We start from the raw sequence: 18,161 nt of genomic DNA, 5'->3' as shown, positions 1-18,161 counted from the left end.
CTCCGATGGCCGATCGGTTTTGTCATTCCAGAAAGCAGTGTTATCGCACGGGCTGCGCGAGGGGCGGCGACAAACCAGCCGGCGCCTGACGTTGATGTGATTGCCCATGCGAAAAATCTCCTGATTAATGCGACACGATCATTATCGTTAATCGGCACGGAGAACAAAGGGCTGAGCTGAGAGGCAATTCCATGCCAATTTCAGCGCTGGCATGGAAAATATTGCCAGAAGATTACTTTCTGGCCGCGCGCGCCTTCTGTGCCGCTTCGATGATGGCGACCACACCCGGCTTGTCGCCGGCCTGGGCGAACTGCGCGGCAGTCCAGCCATGGTCGCTTTTCAGGCTGGCGTCCGCTCCCCACGACAGCAGCAGCTTGACGGCACCCTCCTGCCCCTCGCGAGCGGAGAACATCAGCGGCGTGACGTTGGCGGGCGCGCGCGCATCGACGACGGCGTCGCGGCCCAATAAAATCTTCATGATGGGCAAGTCGCCTGCCGAGGCCGCATAGTGGAGCGCCGTCCAGCCGCTCTGGTTGACCTTGGCGCCCTTGGCCAGCAAGGCGTTCACGGCGTCCTGCTTGTGTTTATAGGCGGCCATCATCAGCGCCGTGTTGCCGTTGGCCGAACGGGCTTCGATGTCGATGCCGGGTGCGTCGAGCAGCACCTTGAAAACCCGGTCCGCATCGTCGCGCAAGGCCAGCACGAGGGGAATGTCGCCGCGCTGCGCGTCGGGCTGGTTCGGGTTCATGCCCTCGGCCAGCATGTCGCGCACGCCGCTGGCGTTGTTGACGGACACGGCACGGAAGAAGGCATCCGGTTCCGGCGCCGCGTGGCTGGCGCTAGCGCAGCACAGCAGCATCGCCAGCGCGAGTTTTTTCATCATGTCTGACCTTAAGAAGTTATGGCAACTGATTGAATAACTTGAAGAAATTGTCCGTCGTCTGGCGCGCCACCTGCTCCAGTGGGATGCCTTTCAGGGTCGACAGGTATTCCGCCACGTGGGCTACATAGCCCGGTTCGTTCATGCGGCCGCGGAACGGCACGGGCGCCAGGTACGGCGAATCCGTCTCGATGAGGATGCGCTCGAGCGGCACTTCCAGGGCCACGGCTTGCAAATCCTTGGCGCTCTTGAAGGTGACGATGCCGGAAAACGAAATATAGAAACCCATGTCGATGGCGGCGCGCGCCACTTCCAGCGATTCCGTAAAGCAATGCATAACGCCGGCCACGCCGCCGTCGGCCACGCCAGCCCCCTCTTCGCGCATGATGCGTATCGTGTCTTCACTGGCCGCTCTTGTGTGAATAATCAAGGGCTTGCGCGTGATTCTTGAAGCTTTGATGTGCGTGCGAAAACGCTCGCGCTGCCACTCGAGATCGCCCGTCAAACGGAAATAGTCGAGGCCCGTCTCGCCGATGGCGATGATCTTCGGGTGGTCGGCCAGGCGGACCAGGTCTTCCACTGACGGCTCGGGCGTATCCTCGTAATCGGGATGCACGCCGACGGACGCAAAGATATGCGGATACTGCTCGGCCAGGGCCAGCACCTGCGGGAAGTCCGGCAAGTCGACGGACACGCACAGGGCGTGCGTCACCTTGTTCTCCGCCATCTTGGCGAGGATCTCGGGCATGCGAGCGGCCAGCTCGGGGAAATTGATATGGCAATGGGAATCGATATACATAAGGCGGGATTGTACCGGAGGGAGCAAAAACTGGCAGGGGAACGGCGGCGGCGCGTCCCCTGCCGGGGCGGTTCGGAGGCTTGCAGCCGATTACATCTGCGAGGCAGGATGTTCCGCGAGCGGCACGAAGTTGCCGGTCGACTCATCGAGCGCGTCGAGGGAACCGTTCTCGATGTCGTACACCCAGCCGTGCAGGGTCAGCCGGTGTTGCGCCATGGCCAAGGCCACCGAAGGATGGGTGCGCAGGTTATTGAGTTGCGCGACCACGTTGGCGCGCACCATGCCATCGATGCGCGACTGTTCCGTCGGATGGTCGACCGATTCGTTGATCATGCGCGCCGCGTCCGCATGGTGCAGCCAGCTGCGCACGGCCGGCATGTGGTCGAGGCAGGCGCACGTGGCGATCGCCTTCATCGCGCCGCAATCGGAATGGCCGCAAATGACGATGTCGCTTACATTCAAGGCGGACACGGCAAATTCAACCGTGGCGCTGACGCCGCCCGGTTCCGGGCCGTACGATGGCACGATGTTGCCCGCGTTGCGGATCACGAAAAGTTCGCCGGGTTCGCGCTGCGTCACCAGTTCCGGCACCATGCGGCTGTCCGAGCAGGAAATGAACAGGGCCTTCGGGGTTTGTCCCGTGGCCAGGGTCTTGAACAACTCGCGGCGCTCAGGAAAAACCTCTTTTTGGAAGCGTAGGAATCCAGCAATAATGTCGCGCATAATAAATAGGGATCGTTATCTGAGCCGGTATTATCGCTGAACGAGGCAGGTTCCGCCTACTGCCCCTGTGGCGGCTGCCACAGCTCCACCTTGTTGCCCTCGGGATCGATGACCCAGCCGAACTGGCCGTATTCCGAATCGGGCGCCTTGTCCAGCACCGTGCAGCCTTCGTCGCGCAAGGCTTGCAGCAGCGCATCGAGGTCGTCGACCCGGTAATTGATCATGAAGGAAGCCTTGCCAGGCAGGAATTGCTCGCTGTCCCTGGCCGCCACCGACCAGATGGTGGTACCCGCCGTGGGCTGGCCGTCCGCATGCGTCCAGCTAAAGGCGGCGCCGCCCCAGGGCTGCACGTCCAGGCCCAGGTGGCGCTGGTACCAGGCGCGCAGCGCGGCTGGGTCTTGCGCCTGGAAAAAGATGCCGCCGATGCCAGTGACTCGTTTCATGCACGCCTCCATTGCTGTCCAGTGCCTTGACTGTAACACCAGGGGCCAAGCGTGGCAAACGCCACAAAGAGAAGTTACATTAAATCAGCAACGCAAGCGCTTGATTTTATTGGCAACTGGAAGCGTAATCGAGCAGCATATCTTCAAGGAACAGCTTGGGCGACAAGGGGTGCTCGGCAATCGCCCGGCGCTCGTTCGCCGCCTTGATGGCGGCCATCAGACGGCTGACGTTGATGCGTCCTGCCAGCGCTTCCAGTTCGCGCCGGTGGCGCGGGTAGTAGCGGATGGTGCCCGACAATTTGACGGAAAACACATCGTACAGCCAGCGCTGGAGCGATGCCACCAGCGGCGCCAGCGGCGCCTTCTGCAATTTGTCGGCAGCCTTCAGGGCCGCTTCGACGCCGGGATTGGCCAGCACTTGCAGCAACTGTTCCGTCTCTTCGCGGCCGCCCGACTCGGACTGGGCCAGCGCGGCCAGCGGTGCGCCGCCCTGCTCGCGCAGCCAGCTGTCCGCATCGTTCAAGCCTTGCTGCTTGAGCCACGTCAAGGCCTGCTCGTGGCTGGGCATGGGCAAGGCGAATTTCCTGCAGCGCGACAGAATCGTCGGCAGCAAGCGGTCCAGGCTGTTCGAGGACAGCAGGAACAAGGTGCCCGGCGGCGGCTCTTCCAGCGTCTTCAGCAAGGCGTTCGACGCGGGCGTGTTCAGCGCCTCGGCCGGGTACAGCACCACCACGCGCAAGCCCTGGCGGTGCGTGGAGATGTTCATGAAATCGGCCAGGTTGCGGATCTGCTCGATCTTGATGTCTTTCGACGGCGTCTTGGTCTTGGCGCTTTTCTTCGCGCCTTCGCCCTCTTCGCCGTCGTCGGCCACCTCGTCTTCCAGCGCTTCCGGACGGACCCGGCGGTAATCGGGATGGTTGCCCTGGCTAAACCAGCCGCACGAGGCGCAAGCGCCGCAGGCATGGCCGTCGGCGCGCACGTCTTCGCACAGCAGCGCTTGCGCAAAATGCTCGATGAAGTCGGCCTTGCCGATGCCCTGCGCGCCATGGAACAAAATGGCGTGCGGCATGCGCGGGCGCAAGGCTTGCAATTGCTGCCAGGCGTCCTGTTGCCACGGATAGAGAGAACTGGTCATTTTATTCTTTGTAAATCAGTGTGTTGCGACGCTTTGTTCGAGCAAAATATCAAGTAATTGCGCAAGTTGCACTTGGATGTCGGCAATGCTTTGCGTGGAGTCGATGATGCGGAAGCGTTCCGGGAACTGGGCCGCGCGGCGCAGGTACTCGTTGCGCGTGGCGGCAAAGAAGTCCGATCGCTCCTGCTCGAACTTGTCGAGCGCGCGCGTGGCGTCCAGGCGGGCGCGGGCCACGGCCAGCGGCACGTCGAACAAAAACGTCAGGTCCGGCTGCAAGTGCGGGTGCACCCATGCTTCCAGCGCTTCCATCTTGCCCAGATCCATGCCGCGGCCGCCGCCCTGGTAGGCGAAGCTGGCATCGCTAAAGCGGTCGGAAATGACCCACTCGCCCCGTTCCAGGGCGGGTGCGATGACTTGGGCGATGTGTTCGCGGCGGCTGGCGAACATCAGCAAGGCTTCCGTTTCCAGATGCATTTTTTCATGCAGCAGCAGTTCGCGCAGCTTTTCGCCCAGGCTGGTGCCGCCCGGTTCGCGCGACGAGACGAGGCTCACGCCCCTTTGCCGCAGGTAGTCGGTGACAAAGCCGATATGCGTCGACTTGCCCGCGCCATCGATGCCTTCGAAGGTGATGAAGCGGGGTTGATAGTGTTGTGTCATGAAACTCTTAATCTTGTGATGATATTAACGCTGATACTGGTTCACGGCGCGGTTATGGTCGGGCAAGTTGGCCGAGAACTGGCTGGTGCCGTCGCCGCGCGCGACGAAATACAGCGCCTGCGTGCGGGCCGGCGCCAGCGCCGCCGTCAGCGATTGCGCACCGGCCAGGGCGATCGGCGTGGGCGGCAAGCCGCCGCGCGTGTAGGTATTGTACGGGGTGTCCGCTTCCAGGTCGCGTTTGCGGATCTTGCCCTGGTAATTGTCGCCCATGCCATAGATCACGGTCGGGTCCGTCTGCAGCAGCATGCCCGTCTTCAGGCGGTTGACGAACACGCCGGCGATCATGGCGCGCTCGGACTTTTGTCCCGTTTCCTTTTCCACGATGGAAGCCATGATCAGCGCTTCGTACGGGTTTTTATATGGCAAGGCCGGATCGCGCTTGTCCCACGCTTCGGACAGGCGGCCGATCATGGCCGTGTGCGCCTGCCTGAAAATCTGCATTTCGCTGGCGCCCTTGGCGAACAGATACGTGTCCGGGAAGAACAGACCTTCCGGCAGCACATATTCAGGGCTGATCTTCGCCATCAGTTCCTTGTCGGACAGGCCCACGGTATCGTGCTTGAGTCCCGGGTGATTCGCCATCGCCAGGCGCATCTGCTTGAACGTCCAGCCTTCGATGATGGTCAGCGACTCTTGCGCGAACTCGCCGCGTGCCAGCTGCGTGATCAGACGCTGCGGCGTGGTGCCCGGTTTCAATTCGTAGGAACCGGCCTTGATCTTCGAGGTCTTGCCTTCGATGCGCGCCAGCATGTTGAACAGGATGGGCACGATGGGCACGCCCGCGTCCGCGATCTGCTGGCCGGCCGCATGCGCGCCGCTGCCCGGGCTGATCGTAAACGGGATCGCTTCGCCGTCCGTGGTGATGGGCTGCTGCGCCCAATACACAAAAGTACCGCCGACGCCGATGGCGGCGATGACTGAACTGACTACAAGTTTTTTAAAGAAAGCCATTGTTCCGATTCTTGTGATGCGCCCGCTGGCAGGCAGCGCGCGCTTGTTATGATCGTTCATTTGTGAAGCAAGTGCGCGCAAAGCGGCGCCAACACTGGCAATCTTGCCGCTGCCGACGCAATTTGCGCGACATCACTATAATGAACCCGTAATGATAATGCTTAATCGCTGATCTAATGGAAATTATGAATAACTGGAATCAATTTTTAACCGCTCAAGGCGCCCGCCCCGTTGCCACCGATGGCGCGCCTGACGGCACCGCAAACTCCCCTGTCGCCGATTTCGGCCAGTCCCTGACGGTGGCCCAGCTGCAAGAAGGTTTTGTCGCGGCCATCACGGACCAGGGCTTGATCGGCTTGAACGGCGACGATGCAGCCAGTTTCCTGCACGGCCAGCTGACCAACGACGTGGAACACCTGAACCAGGAGCAAGTGCGCCTGGCCGGCTACTGCACGCCGAAAGGCCGCTTGCTGGCCAGTTTCCTGATGTGGCGCAACGCCACCACCATTTATCTGCAATTGCCGCGCGCCATACAGCCGGCCATCCAGAAGCGGCTGCAGATGTTCGTGCTGCGCGCCAAGGCCAAGCTGCACGATGCGTCCGCCGATGATGCCAATCAAGTCATCCTGGGCCTCGGCGGCAAGCAAGCCAGCGCGGCCCTGTCCGCCTGGTTCCCCACGCTGCCCGCCACGCCGTTCAGCAAGGTCGAGCACGCGCTGGGCACCCTGCTGCGCGTGGCCGATGCGTTCGGCAGCGCCCGCTATGAATGGCTGACGTCGGCCGCCACGGCGCAGGACGTGTGGCCGCAGCTGGCCGAAACTCTCGCCAAGGGCGGCAATGACGCCTGGCAATTGTCCGAGATCCATGCGGGCATCCCGCAGATCACGGCCGCCACGCAAGAGCAGTTCGTGCCGCAGATGGTCAATTTCGAGCTGCTGGGCGGCGTCAATTTCAAGAAAGGCTGCTACCCGGGCCAGGAAATCGTCGCGCGCAGCCAGTACCTGGGCAAGCTCAAACGTCGCACCACCCTCGTCAGCATCGCCGATCCCTCGGTAGTGGCCGGCGGCGAACTGTTCGCCGTCAGCGACCCCGAGCAACCGTGCGGCATGGTCGTCAACGCGGCGCCGAACGGCGTGGGCGGCATCGATGCCCTCGTTGAAATGAAGCTGGGGGCGATCGAAGAAGGTTCAAGCGCCGTCGGCGCCGTGCGCTACGGCTCGGCCCAGGGCGCTGCCGTGCAATTCCTGCCCATGCCTTACGTGCTCGACGCACTCGACTTGTGAGAATGCCATGAAAGATCTGTACGTTTACTATCAGGTAAAAGAAGAGCACGCCCAGGCGCTGGAAGCCCGGGTCCGCGCCATGCAGGCGAAACTGGCGGCCGCGTCCGGCGTGGCGCCGCAGCTGAAGCGCCGTCCTGACAGCAAGGATGGCTTGCAGACGTGGATGGAAATCTACCCTGTTGTCGGTGAAGGTTTTACGGAGCTGCTGGCCGGCGCATCCGACGAAGCGGGCTTGCTGTCGTTGACGGCTGGCGCGCGCCATACGGAAGTGTTCATGGATTTGCCTCCATGTGCCTGATCGTTTTTGCCTGGAAAGTCAATCCGCACATCCCGCTGATTGCCGCCGCCAACCGCGACGAATTCTATGAACGCGCCAGCGCCCCCGCCGGCGCTTGGCCCGAACACCCGCAAGTGTATGCGGGCCGCGACCTGCAGGCGGGCGGCAGCTGGATGGGCATCACCCAGGCCGGCGGCGGAAGCTCGCGTTTTGCCGCCATCACGAATATCCGCAGCCCGCAAGACCGCAACCCGGACGCCCCCTCGCGCGGCGCCCTGGTGGCCGACTATTTGGCCGGCAATATGTCGCCGCAAGACTACATCGCGCAAATCCGCCCCGGCAGCGGTGCCTACAACGGTTTCAATCTGGTGCTCGGTGACGCCGATACTCTGATCTGGTTTTCCAACCGCGGTGATGGCGATGCGCGCAATGGCCAGCCTTTGGAACCTGGCATCTACGGCCTGTCGAACGCCCTACTCGACGCGCCGTGGCCGAAGGTCCTGAAGACCAAGGCCCAGTTCGCCAGCCTGCTGTGCCAGGGCGCGCCCGACGAAGCGTATTTCGACATGCTGGCCGACACCACGCGCGCCCCGGACTTCCGCTTGCCGGACACGGGCGTGCCGCTCGACCTCGAGCGCGTGCTGTCCGCCGTCTGCATCGAAACACCGGGCTACGGCACGCGCACGTCCACCGTCGTGAAACTGTTCCCGGACTCTCCCGGCGAACTGCATGAGCTGGTGATTCAGTAGGTCCGGTAGGTCGGGGTAGGTCGGGTTAGCGCGCAAGCGCGTAACCCGACAACACCACCACACTCAACCGGCATCACCGCCGTCCCCAACGTCGGATTACGCGCCCCTGCGGCGCGCTAATCCGACCTACGCTCGCGTCCCAACTCGCATCAAAAAACCTCTAGCCATCCGCACGCACAAAAAAGAAAGCGCTTGCGCAAGCGCTTTCTTTTGTTTACGATAGATTCAAACGCGGCGACACAGCCGTACTCAATCGCAGCACACAATAATAATAAAACCATCAGGAGACACCATGGCCACCATGGAAGATGTAGCGCGGGCGGCGGACGTATCGCTGTCGACCGTCTCGCACGTACTGAACGGCACCCGCAAGGTCAGCCCGAAAACCGTCGCCGCCGTCAACGCGGCCATGCAGCAGATCGGCTATGTGCCGAACATGCTGGCGCGCGCCCTCGCCGGTTCCTCTTCTGGCACCATCGGCGTGGCCATTTCCGCCTTCACCAATCATTACTTCAGCGAAACCGTGCGCGCCATCGAGGCGGCCTGCACGCGCCACGGCCTGATGATGCTGTTTTCCGATACGCATGACGATCCCGAGCAGGAACTCAAGGTGGTGCAGAACTTGCACCAGCGCCGGGTCGACGGCATCGTGCTGGCGCCGTCGGGCGACACGCACCACCGCACGCTCGACTATTTGACCAGCAACAAGATCGCTTCCGTGCTGGTCGACCGCATGTCGGCGCAGCCGTTCGACCAGGTGGGCGTGGAAAATATCGAGGCGACGGCCGAACTGGTCGGCCACCTGATCACCGTCCACGGCCACCGCCGCATCGGCTTCATCGCGGGCGCGCCCGGCCTGTCCACGACGGACGAGCGTATCGAAGGCTACCGCCTGGCCTTGCAGCGCGCCAATATCGCCTTTGACCCCGCACTGTTGCGCTCGGGCGACTCCAACCTCGAGCGCAGCGGCGCGGCCACGCGCGAATTGCTGGCCCTGCCCGCCGGACAGCGTCCCACGGCCATCGTTGCCGGCAATAACCTGATGACCATCGGCACCATGCACGCCTTGCGCGACGCGCACATTGCGGTACCGCAAGACGTGTCCCTGGCAGGCTTCGATGATTTCGACTGGGCCGATTACTTCAGCCCCCGTCTGACGGTGATGGCGCAGCCGCTCGAAGAGCTGGGCGCCATGGCCGTCGACCTGTTGATCGACCGTATCGCCAATCCGGGCCGCGCCCGGCACGTGCAGCGCTTGTCGCCGACCCTGCGCGTGCGCAATTCCTGCGGCTGCCCCTGACCTTTTACAGCAGACCAATATGCATCCAGCGATTTCCCTCGGTATCGATCTCGGTACTTCCGAACTGAAAACCGTGCTGATGGACAGCATGGGCACGGTATGCGGCCAGGCTTCCGTGCGCATCGATACCAGCCGCCCGCAGCCGGGCTGGTCCGAACAAGCGCCGCAGGACTGGTGGGCCGCCTGCGTCAACGCGCTGGGCCAGCTGCGCGCCGGCTGGCCGCAGGAATACGCGCGCATCGCCTGCATCGGCCTGTCGGGCCAGATGCATGGCGCCGTGCTGCTCGATGCCAACGATGCTGTGATCCGCCCGGCCATCCTGTGGAACGATGCGCGTGCCGAAGCCGAAGCGGCTGCCCTGGCGCGCGACTATCCCGCCTATGCGGACGTGACGGGCAGCCTGCCCATGGCAGGCCTGACGGCGCCGAAACTGCGGTGGCTGCAAACGCACGAGCCTGACGCTTTCAATGCCATCGCCTGCCTGCTGTCGCCCAAGGATTATCTGCGCCTGCAATTGACGGGTAACAAGGTCACCGACATGTCCGACGCGGCCGGTACCCTGTGGCTGGACGAGGCCAAGCGCGCCTGGTTCGCCCCCATGCTGGCCGCCTGCGGCCTGGCACCGGAACAGATGCCGGCCTTGGCCGAGGGCGACGCCGCCACGGGCACGGTGCTGGCCGCCGTTGCGGACAAGCTGGGCTTGCCATCGGACGTGGTGGTGGCAGCCGGCGGCGGCGACAACCCCGTCTCGGCCGTGGGCATCGGCGCCGTCAATGGCGGCGACAGTTTCATTTCGCTGGGTACCAGCGCCGCCATCGTCTCCATCACGGAGGCGCCTTTGGGCAACCCGGCCGGCGGCGTGCACAGCTTTTGCCACGCCCTGCCCGGCCGCTGGTATGCGATGGGCGCGATCCTGTCGGGCGCCAGCTGCCTGCGCTGGGCGACCGGCGTGCTGGGCCAGCCCGACGAGGCAGCCCTGCTGGCGCTCGTGGAAACGGGCTTGCCGCTCGACGCTCCCATCGCGCCGTCCGCGCCCTTGTTCCTGCCCTACCTGTCGGGCGAGCGCACGCCGCATAACGACCCGCAAGTGCGCGGCGCCTTCCTGCAGCTGGGCCACGACAGCACGCCGGCGCAGCTCGGCTATGCCGTGCTCGAAGGCGTGGCCTTTGCCTTGCGCGACGCCATGGCGGCCGTCACGTCGACGGGCGCCGTCGTTCCCCACTGCATGCTGGTGGGCGGCGGCGCGCGCAGCCAGTACTGGGCGCAATTGCTGGCCAATGTGCTGGGCCGCGAGATGCGCACCCTGCACAACAGCGAACTGTCGGCCAGCCTGGGCGCGGCCAAGCTGGGCTTTGCCGCCATCGGCCAGCGCCAGTTGCTGGCCACCAGCTTACCCATCAAAAACACTTTCCTGCCCGATGCCGCGCACAGCGCAGCCTTGAGCATCCGTTACGGCCGCTACCGTAGCTTGTTTCCCGCCGTGCAAGCCTTGCACCAACTCAGTGATAAGGAATAGTAATGAATCAGCTGCAACAACTAAAACAGTACAGCACCGTCGTCGCCGACACGGGCGACTTTTTGCAACTGGCGCGCTTCGCGCCGCAGGACGCGACCACCAACCCGTCGCTGATTTTAAAAGCCGTGCTGCAGCCCGATTACGCGCCTTTGCTGGAAAGCACGGTCGCTGCGCACAAGCATGCGTCGCTCGACGATATCGTCGACCAGGTGCTGGTGCGCTTCGGCCTGGAAATCCTGAAAGTGGTGCCGGGCCGCGTGTCGACGGAAGTCGATGCCCGTTTGAGCTTTGACCGCGAAGCCACCGTGGCCCGCGGGCGCCGCCTGATCGCCCTGTATGAAGCGGCTGGCATCAGCCGCGAGCGCGTGCTGATCAAGGTCGCCGCCACCTGGGAAGGCATCCAGGCGGCGCGCGAGCTGGAAAAAGACGGCATCTTTTGCAATCTGACCCTGCTGTTCGCGTTTTGCCAGGCCGTCGCCTGCGCCGACGCGAAAGTGCGCCTGATTTCGCCATTCGTGGGCCGCATCTACGACTGGCACAAGAAATCGATGGGCGCGGCATGGGACGAAGTGGCGCGCAGCCTGTCCAACGATCCGGGTGTACAGTCGGTCACGCGCATCTTCAATTACTACAAACAACATGGCATCGCCACACAAGTGATGGGCGCCAGCTTCCGCAACGTGGGGCAGATCACGGCCCTGTCCGGCTGCGACTTGCTGACCATCAGCCCGGACTTGCTGGCGAAACTCGAAGCATCCGACGTGCCATTCGAGCGCGCCCTGGGCGCCGACCTGGGCGCCGCGCAGCCGGCCGTCACGTATGACGAGGCGTCTTTCCGCTACGCCTTGAACGACGACGCGATGGCGACCGAAAAGCTGGCTGAAGGCATCCGCGGCTTTGCCGTCGACGCGGGCAAGCTGGACGCCATGATCGAGAAATTACGCAATCAATAAGTTTCACCCGTAGCACCGTTTGTTTTTCACAATAAAAACCCTTGGAGATCCTCATGAAAAAAGTCATTACCGCCTCCCTGTTGCTGTCCGCCGCCTGTGGCGCTTTCGCCGCTGACAAACCGCTGAAATCCATCGGCGTGAGCGTGGGCGACCTGGCCAACCCGTTTTTTGTCGCCATCGGCCGCGGCGCGGAAGAAAGCGCGAAAAAACTGGGCGGCCCTGGCGTGAAAGTCACCACAGTGTCCAGCAAGTATGACCTGAACACCCAGGTGGACCAGATTGAAAACTTTATTGCCAACAAGACCGACATCATCATCCTGAATGCCGTCGATTCCAAGGGCATCGCCCCGGCCATCAAGAAAGCGCGCAATGCGGGCGTGGTCGTGATCGCCGTCGACGTGGGTGCCGTGGGCGCGTCGGCCACCGTGATGTCCGACAACACCATGGCTGGCGACGTGTCGTGCGCCTACCTGGCCAAGCAGATCGGCGGCAAGGGCAATGTCGTGATCCTCAACGGCCCGCCGGTCACGTCCGTGATCGACCGCGTCAACGGCTGCAAAAAAACCCTGGCCGCGTTCAAGGATATCAAGATCCTGTCCGACAACCAGAACGCGGGCGGCAGCCGCGACGGCGGCATGACCGTGATGTCGAACCTGCTGACGGCCTATCCGAAGATCGACGGCGTGTTCGCCATCAACGATCCTACCGGCATCGGCGCCGAACTGGCGATCAAGCAAGCGAAGCGCACGGACGTCAAACTGATCACGGCCGTCGATGGCGCGCCCGATGGCCAGAACGCCCTGAAAAACAAGGCTGGCCTGTTTGCCGCCACTTCGGCGCAAAACCCGTACCGCATGGCCACCGACGCCGTGCAAATGGGCTACGACATCATGAACGGCCGCACGCCGAAACAAACGATGGTGCTGTTGCCGACCCCGGCCATCACCAAGGAAAACGTCGCCACCTACACGGGCTGGGTAAAGAACTGATCTGCCTGACCTGAACCACGTGTTGCCCGCCCGGCCCCGGGCCAAGGGCGGGCAACAGTTTCAAAAGCAAGGAAGGACAGTCATGAGCGACAATATTATTTTTGAAATGCGCGGCATCGAGAAGCGCTTTGGCGCCACGCGCGCGCTGCGCGGCGTGCACCTGACGGTGCGCAGCGGCGAAATCCATGCCGTGATGGGCGAAAATGGCGCCGGTAAGAGCACCTTGATGAAGATTTTATCGGGCGTGTACACGCCGGACGCGGGCGAGATCATTCTCGACGGCAAGCCGATCCGCATCCGCAACCCGGGCGAGGCACGCGCGCTGGGCATCAACCTGATCTACCAGGAACTGAGCGTGGCCAAGAACATGACGGTGGCGCAGAACGTCTTCATGGGCAGCGAGCCGAAGGGACCGTTCTTTACCGTCAAGGCCGGCGAAATGCGCGCGCGCACGAACGCCATCCTGGCCGACCTCGGTTCCCGTTTCGATGCCGACACCATGGTCTCGACGCTGTCGATCGCCGAGCAGCAGCAGGTGGAAATCGCCCGCGCCCTCGTACACGAAAGCCGCATCCTGATCATGGACGAGCCTACTGCCGCCCTGTCCGACCGGGAAACAGAACAATTATTCCGCATCATCGAAGAGCAGCGCGACAAGGGCCTGGCCGTGCTGTACATCAGCCACCGCATGGCCGAGGTGGAGCGCCTGGCGCGCCGCATCACGGTGCTGCGCGACGGCGCCTATGTGGGCGAGCTGGGCAAGGATGAACTCGATCAAAAGAAAGTCGTGCAAATGATGGTGGGCCGCCCCGCCGACGACTTTTATTCGCACCAGCGGCGCACCACGCGCGGCGCCGAACGCTTGCGCGTGGAAAACGTGGGCGGCGGCAAGGTCAAGCCTGCCTCGTTCACCCTGCATGCGGGCGAAGTGACGGGTCTTGCCGGCCTCGTCGGCGCGGGCCGCACGGAACTGGCGCGCCTGATCTTTGGCGCGGACAAGAAACAAACGGGGCAAGTATGGCTCGATGGCCAGGAAGTGCACATCCACCGGCCGCTGGCAGCCATCCGCCACGGCATCGGCTACCTGCCCGAGGACCGCAAGAGCCTGGGCCTGTTCATGCAATTGTCGGCCATGGAAAACATGTCGATGAATATCCTGTCCAAGCATGCGACGGCGGGCGTCGTCAACCGTGGCGCCCTGACCCAGCTGACGCGCGAGGCGATAGCCAACCTCAACGTGAAAGTGTCGGGACCGGACGGCATCGTGGGCGGCCTGTCCGGCGGCAACCAGCAGAAAGTCTTGCTGGCGCGCTGGCTGGCCATCGCCCCGAAAGTGCTCATCCTCGACGAACCGACGCGCGGCGTGGACGTGGGCGCGAAGAGCGAAATCTACAAGATCATCCACCAGCTGGCGGATGCGGGCACGGCCGTGCTGTGCATTTCCAGCGAACTGGCCGAGCTGGTCGGCATTTGCGACCGCGTGATGGTGATGTGCGAAGGACGCATGACGGGCGAAGTCACGGGCGACGATATCACGCAGGAAAACATCCTTGCTTATGCCACCCATCTGGAAGCGGCATAAGAACGCACAACAAAACCTACTGCGCGTCGCGGGTCGCGGTTTCCGATGCTCACTGTGCATTCGCACAGTTCCGCTTCTCAACCACAACTCGCTTCCGCTCGCTACGGTTTTGTTAGGCGTTCCAAGAATAGTATTAGCATAATCATTCAGGAGATAAACCATGACAACGAGTACCACCAGCGGCGCCGCGCGCGCCGGCGAACCCTTCAATGCCTCGAACCTGATGCGCCGCCTGGGCATGCTGCCTGTGCTGGTGGTGCTCTACCTGGCCATGTATGGCCTGACCGTGTATTTCTCGGCCGATGGCACGTCGACGTTCATGACCAGCAATAACACCATGAACATCTTCCGCCAGGTATCGATCAACATCGTGCTGGCGTCCGGCATGACTTTCGTCATTCTGACCAGCGGCATCGATCTGTCCGTCGGTTCCGTGCTGGCCGTCTCGGCCGTGGCAGGCATGCTGATGTCGCTGTCGGCCCAGTTCGCCGGCTTTTCGATTCCCACCTTCCTCATCGTCGGTCTGCTGCTGGGCGCGCTCAATGGCGTGCTGGTCGCTCTCGTCGGCCTGAACCCGTTTGTCGTGACTTTGGGCACCATGACGGCCCTGCGCGGCGCCGCCTACCTGCTGGCGGACGGCACCAGCGTGCTGAACACGGAAATCCCTAGCTTCGAATGGATGGGCAACGGCAGCTTCCTGGCCGTGCCCTGGCTGATCTGGCTGGCCGCGGCCGTGGTGCTGCTGACCTGGTTCATCCTGCGCAAAACGACACTGGGCCTGCATATCTACGCTGTCGGCGGAAATATCCAGGCGGCACGTTTGACCGGCATCAAGGTTGGCCTCGTCCTGATGTTTGTCTACACGATCAGCGGCCTGTTCGCCGGCCTGGGCGGCGCCATGTCGGCCAGCCGTCTGTATGCGGCCAACGGCAACTGGGGCACGGGCTATGAGCTTGATGCGATTGCGGCCGTCGTGCTCGGCGGCACGAGCCTGATGGGCGGCGTGGGCTCCGTCTGGGGCACCGTCATCGGCGCCCTGATCATCGGCGTGATGAACAATGGCTTGACGATTTTGGGACTGTCGTCGTTCTGGCAGTATGTGGCCAAAGGTGTCGTGATCGTGCTGGCCGTGATTCTGGACAAATGGCGCCAGTCGCACGCGCAAAATTAAAATCCGGGGTCAGACCCTCAACACCGCTAACGCAAAGCTCTGCGCCAACGTTATCGGGGGTCTGACCCCAGCACTTAAAACTGCAAGCGCATCTCCACATGCGCAATCCCCGCCTCTTCAAATTGTTCCCCCTGCTGCACGAAACCGTGGCGCGCATAGAATGGCGCGGCCACGGTTTGCGCATTCAAGACCACCGCTGCATCGCCGCGCTCGCGGGCTTTGTCCATCAGCAAGGTCAAAATGGCGCCGCCCACGCCCGTGCCGCGGCCCGGCTGGCGCACGGCCATGCGGCCGATGTGGCCGTCTGGCAATAGCCGGCCCGTGCCGATGGCGGCACCAAAGTCGTCATAGGCAACGGCATGCAGGCAGACGGCATCCATGTCGTCGAGTTCGATCTCGGCCGGCACTTTCTGTTCATCGACAAAGACTTCAAAACGGATGGCGGTAGCGTCGGGGCCCAGGGTGGCCCAGTCGCCGAGGCGGATGGTGTGCTTGGTCATGGTGTACGGTAGAAAGAAACAGGCCGCCATTGTCGCACGGCCTGCCACGCCTTGGCAGCCGGTGCGGCTCAAGCGTTCGATTTCAGGTAACGTCCAGGCGTTTCACCGAGTACCTTGCGAAACATGACGACAAAATTGCTCGCGTTCTCGTAGCCCAAGCCCTCTGCGACATGCTGGACCGTGGCGCCCCTGGCCATCCATTGCAAGGCGAGCAGGATATGCAGTTGCCTGCGCCAGCGTCCGAAACTCATGCCGGTTTCCCGGGACACGAGGCGTGACAGCGTACGCGCACTGATGCCCATCCGCTGCGCCCATGATTCGATGTTGCCGGGATCGGACGGACGCGCCATGATCCACTCGACCAGTTTGCGTAGCCGCTTGTCTGTCGTCAGGGGAAGATGAACCTGGCCGGGCTGCGCCAGCGCCATTTCGTCGAGAAGCAGTGTCATCAGTCGTGACGCCATGCCGCCCTCTTCATAGCGCATCGGCAATGCCGCTGAACGGATCACCAATTCACGCAGCAGCGGCGTGGTCGACAAGGTGCAGCACTCCCGCGGCAAGGCGTCGTCCACCGCAGGGTCGACATACACGACATAACAATCGACCGTGCCGGCCCCATCCATTCGATGTTGTGTGCCGCCGGGGACCCAAATGGCGCTTCCTGGCGGCACCAGCCAGAAGCCGCCGTCCACCTCGCAGGTGAGCACGCCGCGCATCCAGAGCAGGAATTGGCCTTTTCGATGGTGATGGAAATCCTTCTCTTGGCGGCTATCCATCTCGCGGCCAACGGCGCCAAGCGTGACCACCGGCCTTGGCACGCAGTCGGGATCTTCCCAGTCGCTGGACGAGTCGTCGCTGAAAACAGGCATCGGGCACCTTTCAAGGGTCAGAATCAGTGGCAAGAATTCAATATAACATGGCCTGTTGGCTCATTGTGACCAACACGTGGCGCGCCTAACATGGGCGCTGACATCACAACCACGAAAGCTGTTATATGGAACAAACGAAGAAAATCCTGATCTGCGGCGGCGGCATCGCCGGCCCTGCGTGTGCCTGGTGGCTGACCAAGTACGGCTACTCCGTGGTGCTCGTCGAAAAGGCCGGCGCCCTCAGGGTCGGCGGGCAGAACGTCGATGTGAAGGACGCCGCGCAGCAGGTCATCAAGCGCATGGGTTTGACGGAACAGGTCGAGGCACGCGACACGCTGGAATGCGGACAGAAGTGGCTCGACGCGGCCGGCAAGGTGGTGGCTGTTTTTCCCAAAGGTAGTATCGGCGGACTGACCTGCGATTTCGAAATCCTGCGCGGCGATTTCGCCCGTATTTTGTTCGATGCGACCCGCGGCACCTGCGAATACCGTTTTGGCACGTCCGTCAGCCGCGTTGAAGAGATTGAAAATGGTGTGCGGGCAACTTTTGCCAATGGCACGGCAGAGGACTTCGCGCTGGTGATCTGCGCCGACGGCGTGAGCTCGCCGACCAGAGACCTGGCGCTGGCCGCTGAAACGCGCATGCGTTACCTCGGCGCCTACATGGCGTTTTTCAACATTCCCCGGCGGCCGGAAGACGACTTCTGGGCCTGCTCCGTCAACGGCATAGGCGGTACGATGATCAATCTCAGGCCAGGTGGCTTGACGGAAACTACCGTGCTGATGACCTTTCCAGCCGCTGAGCCTGGCATACGGAGTCCGACGGCGCCGTCGCGGCGCGAGATGTTGCGCGCGGCGCTGGCAGGCCGGGGCAAGGTCGCCGATCGTATCGTCGCCGAGCTGGATACCGTCCAGGACTTCTACTTCGGGCCGATGAGCCAGGTGCAAGCATCGACCTGGTCAAAAGGCCGGCTGGTCTTGCTGGGCGATGCGGCGCATTGCCCGACGCCATTCACGGGCAAGGGCACGGCGCTGGCGCTGGTGGGAGCCTACGTGCTGGCGGGGGAAATCAAGAGGTGTGCGACCCACACCGAGGCTTTCGAGGCATATGAACGCATCCTGCGCCCGTATGCCGAGCGGTCGCAGCAGGAGCTCAGCCCTCGTCTCATCCGGCTCATGCACGTGCGGACGCGGCTCGGCATAGCCATCGCGCATCTGTTGCAACGGTGCGTCGGCAGCGCATTGATCCAGTCGCTGTTGCAAGCGAACGCCAAGACCAGGGCGCGCAGGATCGACGAGGATTTCACGCTGCCGATCTATTGAAA

General features: G+C 62.8%; 19 protein-coding genes. 10 read left to right on the top strand and 9 right to left on the bottom strand.

The features are described 5' to 3' along the window. Nucleotides 1–232: 232 nt before the first annotated feature. From KO538_RS16475 to mltG, 7 genes are all read right to left on the bottom strand, one after another. A complete protein-coding gene (locus KO538_RS16475; protein ID WP_219328988.1) occupies nt 233–883 on the bottom strand; it encodes an ankyrin repeat domain-containing protein in 651 nt (216 codons plus the stop codon). 16 nt (nt 884–899) lie between these two features. Beyond that, nucleotides 900–1,679: a TatD family hydrolase gene (locus KO538_RS16470; protein WP_034756159.1), complete on the bottom strand. Its 780-nt coding sequence runs from the start codon at nt 1,677–1,679 to the stop codon at nt 900–902. A 90-nt stretch (nt 1,680–1,769) separates the two neighbouring features. Next, a complete protein-coding gene (locus KO538_RS16465) occupies nt 1,770–2,402 on the bottom strand; it encodes a carbonic anhydrase (RefSeq protein ID WP_034756156.1) in 633 nt (210 codons plus the stop codon). Nucleotides 2,403–2,458: 56 nt separating this feature from the next. Next, nucleotides 2,459–2,845 (bottom strand): VOC family protein, encoded by a 387-nt coding sequence (locus KO538_RS16460; protein ID WP_219328987.1) that lies wholly within the window; start codon nt 2,843–2,845, stop codon nt 2,459–2,461. Between the two features lie 106 nt (nt 2,846–2,951). After that, nucleotides 2,952–3,980, bottom strand: a complete 1,029-nt coding sequence (locus tag KO538_RS16455; protein WP_034756153.1) for a DNA polymerase III subunit delta' — start codon at nt 3,978–3,980, stop codon at nt 2,952–2,954. 15 nt (nt 3,981–3,995) lie between these two features. Beyond that, nucleotides 3,996–4,637, bottom strand: a complete 642-nt coding sequence (gene tmk / locus KO538_RS16450) for a dTMP kinase (protein WP_034756150.1) — start codon at nt 4,635–4,637, stop codon at nt 3,996–3,998. Nucleotides 4,638–4,661: 24 nt separating this feature from the next. Further along, nucleotides 4,662–5,648 carry an endolytic transglycosylase MltG gene (mltG, locus tag KO538_RS16445; protein ID WP_034756592.1) on the bottom strand — a complete coding sequence of 329 codons (987 nt, stop codon included), beginning with the start codon at nt 5,646–5,648 and terminating at the stop codon, nt 4,662–4,664. Nucleotides 5,649–5,824: 176 nt separating this feature from the next. Between mltG and KO538_RS16440 the strand changes: the two genes are divergently transcribed. From KO538_RS16440 to KO538_RS16400, 9 genes are all read left to right on the top strand, one after another. Continuing rightward, on the top strand, nt 5,825–6,931 hold the full coding sequence (locus KO538_RS16440) for a folate-binding protein YgfZ (protein WP_219328986.1): 1,107 nt from the start codon (nt 5,825–5,827) through the stop codon (nt 6,929–6,931). A gap of 7 nt (nt 6,932–6,938) precedes the next feature. Continuing rightward, entirely contained in the window at nt 6,939–7,229 is a 291-nt protein-coding gene (locus tag KO538_RS16435) for a DUF4936 family protein (protein WP_034756144.1), read from the top strand. Next, nucleotides 7,220–7,957 carry an NRDE family protein gene (locus tag KO538_RS16430; protein ID WP_034756140.1) on the top strand — a complete coding sequence of 246 codons (738 nt, stop codon included), beginning with the start codon at nt 7,220–7,222 and terminating at the stop codon, nt 7,955–7,957. Before KO538_RS16435 ends, KO538_RS16430 begins: the two co-directional genes overlap by 10 nt. Before the next feature lie 292 nt (nt 7,958–8,249). Then, nucleotides 8,250–9,257, top strand: a complete 1,008-nt coding sequence (locus KO538_RS16425) for a LacI family DNA-binding transcriptional regulator (RefSeq protein WP_219328985.1) — start codon at nt 8,250–8,252, stop codon at nt 9,255–9,257. 31 nt (nt 9,258–9,288) lie between these two features. Then, nucleotides 9,289–10,773 (top strand): xylulokinase, encoded by a 1,485-nt coding sequence (gene xylB, locus KO538_RS16420; RefSeq protein ID WP_219329131.1) that lies wholly within the window; start codon nt 9,289–9,291, stop codon nt 10,771–10,773. Nucleotides 10,774–10,775: 2 nt separating this feature from the next. Next, entirely contained in the window at nt 10,776–11,726 is a 951-nt protein-coding gene (tal, locus tag KO538_RS16415) for a transaldolase (protein ID WP_072453545.1), read from the top strand. 53 nt (nt 11,727–11,779) lie between these two features. Beyond that, nucleotides 11,780–12,715, top strand: coding sequence for an ABC transporter substrate-binding protein (locus KO538_RS16410; protein ID WP_161781521.1), 936 nt, complete (start codon nt 11,780–11,782; stop codon nt 12,713–12,715). An 82-nt stretch (nt 12,716–12,797) separates the two neighbouring features. Continuing rightward, nucleotides 12,798–14,297 (top strand): sugar ABC transporter ATP-binding protein, encoded by a 1,500-nt coding sequence (locus tag KO538_RS16405; RefSeq protein ID WP_070302480.1) that lies wholly within the window; start codon nt 12,798–12,800, stop codon nt 14,295–14,297. 160 nt (nt 14,298–14,457) lie between these two features. Further along, nucleotides 14,458–15,468, top strand: a complete 1,011-nt coding sequence (locus KO538_RS16400; RefSeq protein WP_034756126.1) for a hypothetical protein — start codon at nt 14,458–14,460, stop codon at nt 15,466–15,468. Nucleotides 15,469–15,542: 74 nt separating this feature from the next. On the opposite strand, the gene KO538_RS16395 is transcribed toward KO538_RS16400, so the two are convergent. Both KO538_RS16395 and KO538_RS16390 read right to left on the bottom strand, forming a co-directional pair. Next, the gene (locus KO538_RS16395; RefSeq protein WP_219328984.1) at nt 15,543–15,968 is read right to left on the bottom strand and encodes a GNAT family N-acetyltransferase; all 426 of its coding nucleotides are present in this window, start codon (nt 15,966–15,968) and stop codon (nt 15,543–15,545) included. 68 nt (nt 15,969–16,036) lie between these two features. Further along, the gene (locus KO538_RS16390) at nt 16,037–16,837 is read right to left on the bottom strand and encodes a helix-turn-helix domain-containing protein (protein ID WP_219328983.1); all 801 of its coding nucleotides are present in this window, start codon (nt 16,835–16,837) and stop codon (nt 16,037–16,039) included. 125 nt (nt 16,838–16,962) lie between these two features. On the opposite strand from KO538_RS16390, the gene KO538_RS16385 reads away from it, so the two are divergent. After that, on the top strand, nt 16,963–18,159 hold the full coding sequence (locus KO538_RS16385) for an FAD-dependent monooxygenase (RefSeq protein WP_219328982.1): 1,197 nt from the start codon (nt 16,963–16,965) through the stop codon (nt 18,157–18,159). Nucleotides 18,160–18,161 lie beyond the last annotated feature (2 nt).

The organism is Janthinobacterium sp. NKUCC08_JDC (assembly GCF_019345575.1).
Lineage (GTDB): Bacteria > Pseudomonadota > Gammaproteobacteria > Burkholderiales > Burkholderiaceae_D > Janthinobacterium > Janthinobacterium aestuarii.
Note: the sequence above shows the minus strand (reverse complement) of the source record. Positions and strands in the feature narration are given on the sequence as shown.

Excerpts from the sequence above, each read along its gene's own strand:
- KO538_RS16475 (WP_219328988.1), bottom strand. The coding sequence starts at position 883 with ATGATGAAAAAACTCGCGCTGGCGATGCTGCTGTGCTGCGCTAGCGCC.
- KO538_RS16470 (WP_034756159.1), bottom strand. The coding sequence starts at position 1,679 with ATGTATATCGATTCCCATTGCCATATCAATTTCCCCGAGCTGGCCGCT.
- KO538_RS16465 (WP_034756156.1), bottom strand. The coding sequence starts at position 2,402 with ATGCGCGACATTATTGCTGGATTCCTACGCTTCCAAAAAGAGGTTTTT.
- KO538_RS16460 (WP_219328987.1), bottom strand. The coding sequence starts at position 2,845 with ATGAAACGAGTCACTGGCATCGGCGGCATCTTTTTCCAGGCGCAAGAC.
- KO538_RS16455 (WP_034756153.1), bottom strand. The coding sequence starts at position 3,980 with ATGACCAGTTCTCTCTATCCGTGGCAACAGGACGCCTGGCAGCAATTG.
- tmk (WP_034756150.1), bottom strand. The coding sequence starts at position 4,637 with ATGACACAACACTATCAACCCCGCTTCATCACCTTCGAAGGCATCGAT.
- mltG (WP_034756592.1), bottom strand. The coding sequence starts at position 5,648 with ATGGCTTTCTTTAAAAAACTTGTAGTCAGTTCAGTCATCGCCGCCATC.
- KO538_RS16440 (WP_219328986.1), top strand. The coding sequence starts at position 5,825 with ATGGAAATTATGAATAACTGGAATCAATTTTTAACCGCTCAAGGCGCC.
- KO538_RS16435 (WP_034756144.1), top strand. The coding sequence starts at position 6,939 with ATGAAAGATCTGTACGTTTACTATCAGGTAAAAGAAGAGCACGCCCAG.
- KO538_RS16430 (WP_034756140.1), top strand. The coding sequence starts at position 7,220 with ATGTGCCTGATCGTTTTTGCCTGGAAAGTCAATCCGCACATCCCGCTG.
- KO538_RS16425 (WP_219328985.1), top strand. The coding sequence starts at position 8,250 with ATGGCCACCATGGAAGATGTAGCGCGGGCGGCGGACGTATCGCTGTCG.
- tal (WP_072453545.1), top strand. The coding sequence starts at position 10,776 with ATGAATCAGCTGCAACAACTAAAACAGTACAGCACCGTCGTCGCCGAC.
- KO538_RS16410 (WP_161781521.1), top strand. The coding sequence starts at position 11,780 with ATGAAAAAAGTCATTACCGCCTCCCTGTTGCTGTCCGCCGCCTGTGGC.
- KO538_RS16405 (WP_070302480.1), top strand. The coding sequence starts at position 12,798 with ATGAGCGACAATATTATTTTTGAAATGCGCGGCATCGAGAAGCGCTTT.
- KO538_RS16400 (WP_034756126.1), top strand. The coding sequence starts at position 14,458 with ATGACAACGAGTACCACCAGCGGCGCCGCGCGCGCCGGCGAACCCTTC.
- KO538_RS16395 (WP_219328984.1), bottom strand. The coding sequence starts at position 15,968 with ATGACCAAGCACACCATCCGCCTCGGCGACTGGGCCACCCTGGGCCCC.
- KO538_RS16390 (WP_219328983.1), bottom strand. The coding sequence starts at position 16,837 with ATGCCTGTTTTCAGCGACGACTCGTCCAGCGACTGGGAAGATCCCGAC.
- KO538_RS16385 (WP_219328982.1), top strand. The coding sequence starts at position 16,963 with ATGGAACAAACGAAGAAAATCCTGATCTGCGGCGGCGGCATCGCCGGC.